This is a genomic window from Spirosoma endophyticum, from assembly GCF_900112365.1.
Classification (GTDB): Bacteria; Bacteroidota; Bacteroidia; order Cytophagales; family Spirosomataceae; genus Spirosoma; species Spirosoma endophyticum.
Genome location: NZ_FOLQ01000001.1, coordinates 922,938 through 935,453, shown reverse-complemented (window position 1 = coordinate 935,453; position 12,516 = coordinate 922,938). Strand labels below are relative to the sequence as shown.

The 12,516-nt window shown below is 49.7% G+C and carries 7 protein-coding genes; 4 read left to right on the top strand and 3 right to left on the bottom strand.

Features of this window, described 5'->3' with window-relative positions; all coding sequences use genetic code 11:
• Window positions 1-26: 26 nt before the first annotated feature.
• Window positions 27-1,085 (top strand): glycoside hydrolase family 43 protein, encoded by a 1,059-nt coding sequence (locus tag BM202_RS03650; RefSeq protein WP_245776507.1) that lies wholly within the window; start codon window positions 27-29, stop codon window positions 1,083-1,085.
• A gap of 129 nt (window positions 1,086-1,214) precedes the next feature.
• Here the strand turns inward: BM202_RS03650 and BM202_RS03645 are convergent, their stop codons facing one another.
• The gene (locus tag BM202_RS03645) at window positions 1,215-2,567 is read right to left on the bottom strand and encodes a hypothetical protein (protein WP_093823081.1); all 1,353 of its coding nucleotides are present in this window, start codon (window positions 2,565-2,567) and stop codon (window positions 1,215-1,217) included.
• A 173-nt stretch (window positions 2,568-2,740) separates the two neighbouring features.
• On the opposite strand from BM202_RS03645, the gene BM202_RS03640 reads away from it, so the two are divergent.
• From BM202_RS03640 to BM202_RS03630, 3 genes are all read left to right on the top strand, one after another.
• On the top strand, window positions 2,741-5,914 hold the full coding sequence (locus BM202_RS03640) for a SusC/RagA family TonB-linked outer membrane protein (protein WP_245776506.1): 3,174 nt from the start codon (window positions 2,741-2,743) through the stop codon (window positions 5,912-5,914).
• A gap of 107 nt (window positions 5,915-6,021) precedes the next feature.
• Complete coding sequence (locus BM202_RS03635; RefSeq protein WP_093823080.1) at window positions 6,022-7,506, top strand: RagB/SusD family nutrient uptake outer membrane protein; 1,485 nt, start codon at window positions 6,022-6,024, stop codon at window positions 7,504-7,506.
• Between the two features lie 44 nt (window positions 7,507-7,550).
• Window positions 7,551-10,031, top strand: coding sequence for a hypothetical protein (locus BM202_RS03630; protein ID WP_093823079.1), 2,481 nt, complete (start codon window positions 7,551-7,553; stop codon window positions 10,029-10,031).
• Between the two features lie 226 nt (window positions 10,032-10,257).
• On the opposite strand, the gene BM202_RS03625 is transcribed toward BM202_RS03630, so the two are convergent.
• Together BM202_RS03625 and BM202_RS03620 are read right to left on the bottom strand one after the other, a co-directional pair.
• Window positions 10,258-11,193 carry a phosphatase PAP2 family protein gene (locus BM202_RS03625; protein ID WP_093823078.1) on the bottom strand — a complete coding sequence of 312 codons (936 nt, stop codon included), beginning with the start codon at window positions 11,191-11,193 and terminating at the stop codon, window positions 10,258-10,260.
• A gap of 23 nt (window positions 11,194-11,216) precedes the next feature.
• Complete coding sequence (locus BM202_RS03620; RefSeq protein WP_093823077.1) at window positions 11,217-12,506, bottom strand: DUF4833 domain-containing protein; 1,290 nt, start codon at window positions 12,504-12,506, stop codon at window positions 11,217-11,219.
• Between the last annotated feature and the right edge of the window lie 10 nt (window positions 12,507-12,516).

Genomic DNA, 12,516 nt, shown 5'->3' with positions numbered 1-12,516 from the left:
TGCGGCTTACACCATTATTTATTGTCTTGATTATTGCCCTTGGAGAAGCCCTGGCGCAACCTAAACGCGAAGTAGCACCCCAGAGCGTACCTGGTCAGGAACAGCTTAAAATTGACGATCATAAAGACGTCTGGATGCTGACCTACTTTCGGCAGCGTTACCCAACCCGTATTGAGATTGATGCGAAGGGGAATACGGTTGAGGTACCCTTACCAGATCCCATGCTGATTAATAAGTTGCACATTGCCTTATCCACGGACGGACGCCATTGGACACCGTTAAACGACAATAAACCCGTATGGGAGCAGCATGTCCGTGATCCGTACGTTCGTCGGGGGCCAGATGGTCTTTGGCGGATACTATCAACGGGTGGCGGAAGAGGTAATGACCGGGAGAAAGTAGGACCAAGCTGTCTCTACATTACCTCTAAAGATTTGATTCATTGGCAGCCTGAAGGGTCGTTGCCCTTGATGAAAGGCATACGGGATGAGTCAGGCGCCTTAGCTGGAAATATCTGGGCTCCCGAATGGTTTTATGATGCAAAAACAGGGGACTATCTCTTACTCTGGTCGTCGTCCTTTAAAGATGCGGGATGGAAGGAAAGTCGGCTCTGGTCCTGCAGGACACGGGATTGGAAAACATTTACACCGGCGAAAGTATTTTTCGCCCCGCCTTACTCCGTGATCGATGGAACGTTGTTAGATCATGAAGGAACCTATTATCTGTTTCATAAAGAGGAGGAATTTGGTGTCAAAACGGGTGAACGGCGGGCCATTCGAGTGGCTACATCGAAAAATATTGAGGGGCCCTATAGCCTCATGGAAGGGCCGTTAAACAAGGGACAAATTGTTCCGGTCATCACCGAAGGGCCTACGGTTATAAAAGACCCGCTCCGACCAGGTTGGTTATTACTGTATGACTATTGCATGACGAACCGTTTTGGGGTGTCCTATTCACCCGATTTGATTCACTGGACGGTTGAAGAAGATGTACGTTTCCCGTCTGAAGCCCGGCATGGTTGTGTTTCGCTATTAACGCCTGAGGAGGCTAAGACGTTACTTAAAACGTATCCAACGACTCACTGACAAAGTGCCTAATGGCTTAAAAAATTGAGGAGTACCTCTTTGCCATAATACATTTTGTATATCCCCGAAACAAAGGATTTCCATAAGTGCAAAAATCTGCCGCGATCTGATAATCAGTCAACCAGTACGTTAAAAGCTTCCATCGAATATAGACTTTGTTTTTAGATCGTTCAATGAAAAGGCATCAACGGTTCCGACGCCGGCAAAACGGATTTTAACGCCATAAATCTGATGAAGGGGCTGAGTGTAGCGTGTCTTGAAAACTTGTCGATTGTTGATAAAAATAACGGCCTGTTTATCGACAACCCGCAGCGTCAACGTTCCGCCCGATCGTAGATCGGCGCCCATAAAACTCAAATCGTCGCGCTGACCGCTTTTTTGTATGTCAGAATTCTGGATCAGAATCCAGTGCGCACAACCCGGCCTCATCACTTCAAACATATGTTGCGACGACTCACCCCATACCGTAATACCGATCTGTGAACAGCGAACCCCCGCCCTGTCGGGAGAGGTTCTTACTTGGGTCGTTAGTTCAAAATTATCGCCATCAATCCGGGTAGGATGGCTGTTGATAAACTCCATAAAGAACGTGCGGTTCGTATCGACACCGGCGCGGGCGGCTTCGGGAGCGCTAACGCTTCGGCGTCCTTGGGTAAATAAATGCTCAACCTCAATCGGGTAGACCCGGCTGGTATCGTGCATCATGTTGGCGGTAACGGTCCAGCCTTTCGTCTGCAAATAGACAGTTGACGTATCAATATTTACGCCGTCCCGTTGCAGGATGGCAAAATAGCGGCCCGGCCGTTCATAATAGTGCGTGGTAATACTGTCAGTAGCGTTAAGATGTTCTCGTTTGCCATCGCCAAACAGAATCGAGTAGCTGCCTGCTTCAACTTTTGAACCTGGGTGCTTGAGTTGAAACACGGCAGAGTGCGGATTTTCACCTAAAGGATTTCGACAGATGAGCTGAGTCGATTGGCGACCTGTGCTTTGACGCTGTACAAGCAGCATGACAACAGTGAACAAAAAAGCACCACCAACCAATAAAGGTAGTCGCCGGTTACGCTTCGTATGTTTTGAAGAAGAAAAGAGTGGCGGATTGTCAGACGTTAATGGATGTGGCAGATTCTCTTCTTTGGTAAACTCCTGGTCTATCCGCTCGGCATGCCGGGTCGTCCACTCCTGCACTTTTACAAAATGATCCCAGTCGAGGTGGCCGATGTAAATAGCCAGTGCGTCCCGGGTGGCTTTCTGGGGGTAATACCGGGAATCGGTTTTGATTTTACCAAAAATACGTTTCAGCGTATTCGGGCTAATCCGTACACGCGTCTGCTTAAAAAGTATATGACTCAGGCTAACGTAGTCGCTGTTCGTCCACGTGTCCCAGTCGGGCTTGCCATAGGTTTCGCTAACCCGTCGACAGCTACTATCTAAAAGCGCAAAGACTTCGGCTTTCCCGGGTTGTCCATCCTCGGTGATCATTTAAAATAATTACCTGTTAATCAGTTAGTTGACTTATACAGAATTTTGACAAACAAAATGGTCAGGCTGATTAGACCTTCGCCATATAATACAAAATTACCTTTGTATACTCTTATTTGGTGTAAGCAGTGCGTAAGAACTCTACTCCTTTAATCTATAAATATCTGAATAATATGCGACAAAAACGTTTACTGTATTACGTCGTTTTGTTAGGATCACTGCTACCTCTGTTGACGCATGGTCGGCCGCTGATTGGTTCTAATCCAATCAAAACGTCAAAAGATTATTTCAGCACCAGCGCTATCGTTGACTACACGAAACTGGTGACTGAAAAAGTACCGTCCCACCCAGCGAAGACCAAGCAAATTCTGGTGGATGACCGACTTATTTCTGGCACCATCACCGATGAAAAAGGAGCCACGCTTCCGGGTGTGAGTGTCTTGCTAAAAGGGACCGCGACGAGTCGGCAACGTGGCGTTGTTACGGATGCGAAAGGCATGTTCCAGTTAGCCGTACCAGAGGGAGCCACGCTGGTTGTGAGCTTTGTTGGTTATTTAACGCAGGAGGTAGCGGTTGGCAGCCGGTCAACTGTTAACGTCCAACTCGCCCCCGATACGAAAGCACTGGAAGAAGTTGTGGTGGTGGGGTATGGCACACAGCGTAAAATTGAAACAACGGGCGCCATTGCTTCCGTTAAAGCTGCCGATTTGTTGCAAACGCCCGTTGCTAACGTAGCGCAGGGCTTACAAGCGAGAGTTGCTGGCGTGCAAATCACGCAGAATTCAGGTGCTCCAGGCGGTAATGTCAGCGTTCGAATCCGGGGCACAAACTCGATTAATGGTAGTTCTGAACCGCTGTATGTCATTGACGGTATTCAGATTGCGAACACGGGGGGCATCACCGATGTGAGTCCGCTTTCCCAGATCAATCCGAATGATATCGAGTCAATTGAGGTGCTAAAAGATGCCTCGTCCACGGCTATTTATGGTGCAAGGGCCGCAAACGGGGTTGTGCTGATCACCACGAAGCGCGGCAAAGATGGGGCAACCCGCGTCAGCTACGATGGCTACGGCGGGGTACAGCAGGTTAACAAGACGCTGGACGTACTGAACGCCCGGCAGTTTGCCCAGCTTGAAAATGAGGTCTACAAACGATCGATCTATGCTGACCCGTCGAGCGTGGGAGAAGGCACCAACTGGCAGAACCTGATTTTCCGAAAAGCGCCTATCCAGAGCCACCAGCTTTCGGTTACGGGGGGTAATCAGAAAACACAATTGGCCCTGTCCCTGAATTACTTCAGTCAGGATGGAATCATCAGAAAATCAAGTTTTGATCGCTACTCATTTCGCTCAAACATCGACCATAGATTGACTGATCGGATTAAGATTGGCACCAGTTTGTACTATGGCTATTCGGTTAGTAATGGCGTGAGTGTGGGTGGTACGGGTTCCGACGTAACCAGCAGCCGGGCGGGTGTACTCGGAGCGGCCGTGGCGGCTCCGCCGACGCTGGTGCCTTATCGGGCCGATGGCAGCGTGTTCCCGTTTCAGGATCAGATGAATGGGCAATATCAGGAAGTAACGAACCCGCTGAACTTCATTACGCCCATTAACCGGCAAACGAGTCAGCGGATTTTGGCCAATATCTACGTTGACTTTTCTTTGTTCAAAGGCTTTACCTATCGGCCTAGTTTCAATGTCGATCTGGGCAACACGCTATCGGAATTTTACTCGCCGTTGTCGCTCCTGAGTCAGTCGCAGTTAGCATCGGGTGGTGGTAGTGCATCGAATATCAGCGCTTACGGCCGTACGCTGTTGCACGAAAGTATTTTTACGTACCGGACCCGCTTGGCAGAGCATCACACGCTGGCGGCTACCGCAGTTCTAGCCACCCAGGCCAACGTCAATCAGAGCTATACGCAGACTGCGACTAACTTTCCGAACGATATAACCGAAAATAATTCCGTGGGCCTGGCGGTGAACCAGCGCCTGAGCAGCGAAAAAAGCAAATCCAGACTGGACTCGTACCTGGGACGTATCAACTACGGTTACAAAGACAAATACTTTCTGGACTTGACGGCACGGGTCGATGGGTCCAGCAAATTTGGGGAGAACAACAAATACGGCTTTTTCCCCGCGATCGCTGGTGCCTGGCGCCTTGTGGAAGAGCCGTTTATGAAGTCGGTTTCAGCTATTTCTGATTTAAAACTACGCGGTAGCTACGGCATAACGGGAAACGCGGGAGCTATTGACCCCTATAAATCGCTGGCTACGGTTAGCGGAGAGCCATTGGGACTGAATTATAATTACAATCACAACCCGGTCACTGGTATCAATCCGAGCGCCATTCCGAACCCGGATTTGAAATGGGAACGCTCCACGCAGGTCGATGTAGGCCTTGATGTCAGTTTGTTCAACAACCGCCTATCGGTCGTGGCTGATTATTACAACAAACGCACCGATAACCTTTTGTTCGAGAAAGTATTACCCATGTCATCGGGTTATACATTCATCACTGGCAATTTCGGGTCGATCCAAAACCGGGGCGTTGAACTGGCCGTCAACGGCCGGATTCTGCCCGGTGGTAAACGAGGGCTTCAATGGGATGCGTCGGCGAATATTACGTTCAATAAAAATGAGGTGCTGGCCCTCGACGGCATTCTGGATGAACTACCTCGCTCGGCGTTTGCGCTGCTCAAAATCGGGTATCCGATGGGCCTTTACCGAACTTATATTTTCGACGGAATCAGTCAAACCGGGGAGGCCGTTCTACCCGGCTATGACGGACGTATTGGTGGCCAAAAGGTGAAAGACGTTAACGGGGACGGCACGATTACAGCGGCTGATCAACTCATCGTGGGCAACTCCCAACCGAAATACACCTTTGGTTTCTCGTCTTCATTCCGCTACCGGGGCTTCGACCTGAACCTGTTTGTACAAGGTGTGCAGGGGAATAAACTCATGAACCTGTTCCGGTATACCTTCGAAACGGCGCTTGGCCAGCAGAATGTACTGGCGGGGATGGCAAATCGCTGGTCGGCGACGAACCCGAACAATGAGTATTCCAGTGGATTTCAGGGCGGACGGCTGCCCATTTCAGATCGGTACGTTGAGGATGCCTCATTTGTGCGGCTGAAAAATGTGTCGCTGGGCTACACATTTCCTAAACTCAAAGGGATCAATCAAATTCGGATCTATGTCAGCGCCAACAACGCGTTTACGATCACGAACTACACGGGCTTCGATCCGGAAGTGAACAACTTCGGGAATGCCACGACGCAGTTTGTCGACAACGGTACGTATCCAATTGCCCGGTCGTTTCTGGGCGGTCTTCAAATCACTTTATAAAAAGCGAAAGAGCGAGAGAGTGAAAGAGTGGCTGGCACAAAAACGCTCTTTTACTCTCTCACTCACTCTTTCGCTCATTCACTCTTTCGCTCTTTCATTTTCCTTCCATGAAGAAACAAATCCTGCTGCTGCTGGCTATGTCGGGCCTGACGATCTCGTGCAGCAAACTAGATGAAACGGTGTATTCATCCATTTTTACGACCAATTTCTACAAAACAGCCTCCGATGCCGAAGCAGGAATAGCGTCTTCGGCCGGGTCGCTCATCAACCTGTATGGCTTCCCGTTAGTTGCCGTATCCGATTTCGCGGCCGATCAGGCGTCCCCGCGCGCTGTTGTGGGGCGGAATACCATTACGCTGTTTTCGTACGATCCATATTACACAGCCCAACGGAACTCGGGACGTCATGAAACAGAAGGGCCGCAGGGTGTCTGGCGATTTAGCTACAAGGGAATCGAAAACGCCAATTGGGTTATTGAGAAGGTTCCTGCCATTCAGATGGATGCCCAGCGCCGGACGGAAATTGTTGCCGAAGCCTATGCTTTACGAGGCTTATATCACTGGATGCTTACCAAAACGTTTAACGAGATTCCGGTAAAAATAAAAGCCAGCTCCAGTGAAGCTGAAGCGCTCGTTACTAAAAATTCACGGGCCGATATTTATAAACAGATTTACAGTGATTTAGATCAGGCTATTGCTGGACTGCCTTCTTACTCAGTCAGTTTGGTGAAAGGTCGGCCTTCCAAGGAAGCGATTCAGGGGCTCTATGCTAAAGTAGCGTTGTACAACGAAGACTGGGCAAAGGCGTTGCAACTGGCGCAGGCAACGATCAATTCGGGCAAGTATTCGCTAATGCCAAATGTGCTGGATGTGTTCGATGTGGACAAAGAAGATGCGGCCCGGATCGAGAATATGTGGGCCGTTGAAGCGGATCGGGTAACGCCCAGCCGCTGGTTGACCGTGATGGGTATTGCCGGTCCCCGCAACAGTTCCGGCCCGGATTATGCCAAAGTGTCTTTCGGGTCCTGGTTTGCCTATCAGGGTTTCTACAACTCGTTTTCTCCCAGCGACAAACGACGGCAGTTGCTGGACACGACGTATCGTGATGTGTCGGGAAAGATCGTGCCGCAGAAAGACATCACGCCTGTTACGCCCAAAGGTGTTTTGATCCGTAAATACCGTGATCCGAACTCCATCGCCGAAGCCAATAACTGCAATTTTCCCATTATCCGGCTGGCCGACGTGTATCTGGTTGCGGCTGAAGCCGAAGCTCGGCAGAATGGAGCGACAGTTGCCGCCTATGGGTACATCAACACGGTTCGCAAACGGGCGGGACTGGGAGACCTTACTCCGGGCCTCGGCAAGGACGCTTTTATTGCCGCTGTCCTTCAGGAGCGTTCGTGGGAGCTGTTTGCCGAGGCTGACCGCTGGTTCGATCTGACCCGGACGAACACCTTCCTGACCGTCATCCCGAAAGCGGTAAACGATGTGTATCCCACCCGTACGCCACAGGCCAAGCACCGGTATTATCCCATTCCACTGGAAGAAATTCAGGCTAATCCGAAACTAACACAGAATCCCGGCTGGGAGTAAATCAACACCAGCTACTGTCTAACTATCAACTTATTATTAACGCAATGAAAAGGTTTTTTCTTTCGGTTGGCCTAATTGGATGGCTGCTTGCACACGGTAATATAGGCATTGCTCAGTCCAAAAAGGTGTCGTCATACAGCGGGATTTATCCGCAACTGGCCATGTACAACAATGAGGGCGAATGCGGTACGGGAGCCGTTGTTCCCTGGGCGGGCAACCTCTGGGTTGTTACATATGGTCCGCATTTACCGTTTGGGTCGTCCGATAAATTATACGAAATAACACCCGATAAAAAGCAGATCGTCCGGTCTGAAAGCATTGGTGGCACCCCCGCCAACCGAATGATTCATCCCGAAAGTAATCAGCTATTCATTGGCCCCTATGCCATTGACAGCAAGGCACATGTTCGGGTTATTCCCTACAAAACGATGCCTGGGCGTCATACCGGAAATGCGCGCCATCTGACCGATCCGAAAGGGAAAATCTATTACGGAACGATGGAAGAAGGTTTTTACGAAGTAGACGTAAATACGCTGGCTCCGACTATGCTCTATGAGGATGGCAATGTCAATCGGAAAAAAGAGTCTGACGAATCGAATAACCTGGAAAACACGCTGTTGCCAGGGGCGCACGGTAAAGGCGTATACTCTGGTCAGGGCGTTATGGTCTATTCTAACAATGGCGAGCCTGGGGCCAAGGCGCTGGTCCAATTTGATGTAGATGCGGGCTCACTATCGGAATGGAACGGCAAAGACTGGACTGTAGTCCGGCGAAATCAATTCGTTGAGGTGACGGGTCCAGGTGGCATTTATGGCAATAAAAATCCGGGAACGGACCCCATCTGGGCCACAGGCTGGGATCATAAATCGGTACTGCTGGGCGTGCGGGACAAAACGACGGGCTGGCATTTTTTCCGGCTTCCTAAAGCCAGTCACTCATACGATGGCGCTCATGGCTGGAATACCGAGTGGCCCCGCATCCGGGACGTGGGTACAGCCCAGCAACCGGACTATCTGATGACTATGCACGGTATGTTCTGGCGGTTTCCCGGTGGTTTCACCGCAGCGAATACGGCCGGTATCAGACCCCGATCCGCGTATCTGAAAGTGATTGGTGATTACGCCCGCTGGAATGATCAGTTGGTTTTTGGCTGCGATGATTCCGCGCAAAAAGAATTTTTGAACAAACGGAAAGTAAAGGGCAGCCTTGAAGGTCCCGGCCAATCGAATTCAAATCTGTGGTTCACCTCCCTAAATCTACCCGATCAACTTGGGCCAAATACAGCCGAAGGCGCCGTCTGGCTCGATGAACCCATCAAAGCGAATCAGACCTCCGAGCCGTTTTTATTTGCTGGTTGGGCCAACCGTTCAGCCTGGATTCAAAACAACAGCGACACTGATGTTCAGATCACGTTTGAGATCGATAAAACCGGAACGGGTAGCTGGTCTTCACAGCAAACCGTGACCGTTGGGGCGCATAAGGCTACCCACGTACCCTTCGGCGCGGAGGTCCCCGGCGAGTGGATTCGAATTAAGTCGGACAAAGCGGCCAATTTATCCGCTCACTTCTCGTATTCAGCAAACGATACGCGTACTACGACGGCCGGTTCATTATTTGCCGGGCTTAGCACGGTCTCAACGGCTAATACATCGGGCGGGTTGATGTATGGATTAGGCGCTAATCGGCGGGCATTGGGCATGGCCGCGTCGACCTACAAAGGTGGGCAAGCCACGGATGTTGGCTATTATGAACTGAATGCCGATATGCAGCTCGTTCGGAAGGATGATGCTGGAACGGTAGACGTTATTAAGACCAAGTTCGCTATTCCTCAGAACGTTGTAACGATCGAGGAATCGAGCGTTTTGATTGTGGACGACAAGGGACGGCGCTGGCGGTTACCACTCGGTAGCAATGCCTATACCGACCTGACCAATCAGGCTGCTCTTCGGATTTGCCGGGAAGTGGCTACCGAACGTGACCTGCTCAATTGCCACGGCACGTTCTATGAACTGCCTGCCGAAAATGCCGATGGATACGCTAAAATGCGCCCCGTTTCGTCTCATAATCTGCGTATTAATGATTACGCGTCGTACCGTGGGCTCCTGGTCATGACGGGTATTGACATGAGCGCAGCCGGAAAGAACGAACATATTATTGTTTCTGACGATAAAAAGGCGGCCCTTTGGGCGGGAACTATCGACGACCTCTGGAAACTGGGCAAGCCAACGGGTCATGGTGGGCCCTGGAAAAATGCGTCGGTGAAAGCCAATGAAGCCTCTGATCCCTATCTGATCGGTTTCTACGACCAACGCAGCCTGCAACTTGCGCACAAAGCTACCCAACCCGTAACGGTTACCATCGAAGCGGACCCCGTCGGTTCGGGCGTCTGGATGACGTATAAGTCATTTACGGTCGCTCCTGGCAAAACGGTCGACTACGAATTTCCGAAGAATTTTCAAGCCCGATGGATTCGCTTCAAAACGGACAAAGCGTGTGAGGCCACGACGTTGCTGAATTATAAATAAAAGTAACCCCGGTGGCTGAAGCAGGTGATTACAAACGTAGCGTAAATGATAGTAATAGCACAAAGCCGCACTCAGGTTCGTCGGGTGCGGCTTTATAGTGCACTCGTTTTCTCGAACATACAGGAGAAAGAGACCGTTGTATCCATCCATTTCAGGCACTCTCAGAGACCTGACGACCGGATAAATACCCCGACATCATCGTTAGCTTCGGTAAGGAGCAGCAGGATTAGGTTGTTAAAACAACCAGTCGCCGATTAAAAGCAGTTAGCCAGCGTGTTTTAAACAACTGGTTAAACAGAATAATGCCGATCAGGGCGCAGCTGATGCCTGCCAACACATCCAGTACGTAGTGATGACTTGTGTAGACGGCTGAAAACCAGATGCCCCCCATCACAATCAAAAAGAATACATTAATCAGGCCTGCTTTATTCTTTATACCATAGTACAAAACAATCACCGGATACGACGAATGTAGTGAAGGCATGGCGGCAAAAACATTGGAGCTTTTGGCGTAAATGGAACTGAAGAGATTGATGCCAAAGTACCGGTCGAAATTAGCTAAGCCAGCCGTATTGCCAGGCGTGTTCGGATGAAACGTAAAGCCGTAGTGCTGTATATACCAGGGGGGAGCGGCAGGGTAGAGATAGTAGATGATAAACCCTAACAGATTGACCAGCACAAATGTCAGCGCCAGGGGATAAAACGATGGCCGGTCTTTAAAAAAAAGATACGTAGCGAACAGGAGTGGAATTGGAATCCAGCTTACATAAAATAAGCCAGTCAATACGTTCAGTAATGTGGTTCGGTGAAGCAGCCAGTACTCATTAGGCGTTAGAATTGAAGCCCCGTTGGCAATGCCAAACAGCTTCTTTTCCAGCATGTAGAGTGATTCAATGTGCACCGCATTGTATTGGTAATTCGGGAACGCTTTCATATAATCGAAAACAATCCAATACACGATGAAAATAGAAAAACCGATAACAAATTTGCGGCTTTGGGCTGACGCAAAATACAATCCATTCACTAACCCAACCAGAAACAACTGATCTGATTTAAACCCAACCAGCACAAAAGACAATAGCAGATAGCCAAGCGATATCAGGCTTAGGGTCAGCACCTGCTTATAAAAAGATGGACTGGCAATTGAAGAATCAGGTGTCATTTTAGGGGTAAACAAGTACGGTATTAAACCATAATTCGTTCGACGGTGCTTTCTCCGGTGGACGCGTTAATACCTTCTACCTGAATGTACTTTACATTCGGCATCCACAAGGTTCCACCTTCAATATGCAGATAAAGACGTCTCAGAATCACTTTTTTCTGGTTCACATTCGCATAAACGTAGTAACCGGCGTCCCGCTCCGACTTGACCAGACGTAATGGAAATTTTTTATAGGACACAAAGTTCAATTCATATTCCTCATTCGACAGGGCACGCGCTTTGATGCCGTAGGCAAACGTGCGCTGAAGGTAGGAAAGCTCTTTCGGCTGACTTTGCTCGGTATACCGAATCCAGAAAACATGAACCGGGTCGTGCCTGTCCAGTTGACCATTTTTCAGGTTTAATGCACAGATAATCGTATTCGGATTGGGGTCCCGTTGAAGATAAAATAACTGATTGGGAATATTTTTGGGCACGGGGAAGCTCAGTTTCGGCTTTTCCTGATTGAGCCCGAAAGCTACTCCCTTCGCTTCGGCCGAATGGCCCATTACAGAAGTCAATATAAGAAATGCCAGCATCAGCACAGGTTGCCGGGACTCGGATTTCTCTTTTTGAGCCAGTGCTTTTTTTGCATCTATTAACCGGTTATAGGCGGTGATATTTGTCATGAACGCCATGAGGGTTAGCGGCAGCGTAAAAATTGACATCGTTTCAAATACATGTACCGGAATGCCCGGTACGTATACTTTAAAATCAGGACCGAGAAGAGGGTCCAGGCAGCCGCACGCCAGCGCCGACACGCCAATGGTAATGACCCGTTCGGGCCTCTGCATGAGTCCGCCTTTACTTTCGATGCCCAGGCCTTCAGCACGGGCGCGGGTATAGCTGACCATGATGGAACCGATCAACGCAATAAAGGCAAACAGGGAGCCGAAAAAATAATGATGTGCAATCAGGTAGTAGCATATACCTAAAAACAGAATCAGTTCGCTGTATCGATCCAGCACCGAATCGAAGAGCGCTCCATAGAGTGAACTCATCTTACCCAGCCGCGCTACCTGCCCATCCAGCATATCAAATAAACCGGCAAACAGCACCATCGCTCCCGCCCAGCCAACATAGCTCAAATCGCCCCGGTTGCCTTGTTGAGCACCCAGAATAAAGATGCCCGCTACCCCGATGTTTAACACCAGACCGATAGTGGTGATCATGTTGGGCGTTAGCCCCAACCTAATTAGTAATCTGACGAAGGGGTTGATGAGGGTGTAAATACCCAACTGAACTTTTGTGCGGAATGGAAGTGCCTGTTGCATAGTGGTAGGC

What these genes read in the sequence shown, in the direction of transcription:
- BM202_RS03645 (WP_093823081.1), bottom strand. Translation starts at nt 2,567, where the DNA reads ATGATCACCGAGGATGGACAACCCGGGAAAGCCGAAGTCTTTGCGCTT.
- BM202_RS03640 (WP_245776506.1), top strand. Translation starts at nt 2,741, where the DNA reads ATGCGACAAAAACGTTTACTGTATTACGTCGTTTTGTTAGGATCACTG.
- BM202_RS03635 (WP_093823080.1), top strand. Translation starts at nt 6,022, where the DNA reads ATGAAGAAACAAATCCTGCTGCTGCTGGCTATGTCGGGCCTGACGATC.
- BM202_RS03630 (WP_093823079.1), top strand. Translation starts at nt 7,551, where the DNA reads ATGAAAAGGTTTTTTCTTTCGGTTGGCCTAATTGGATGGCTGCTTGCA.
- BM202_RS03625 (WP_093823078.1), bottom strand. Translation starts at nt 11,193, where the DNA reads ATGACACCTGATTCTTCAATTGCCAGTCCATCTTTTTATAAGCAGGTG.
- BM202_RS03620 (WP_093823077.1), bottom strand. Translation starts at nt 12,506, where the DNA reads ATGCAACAGGCACTTCCATTCCGCACAAAAGTTCAGTTGGGTATTTAC.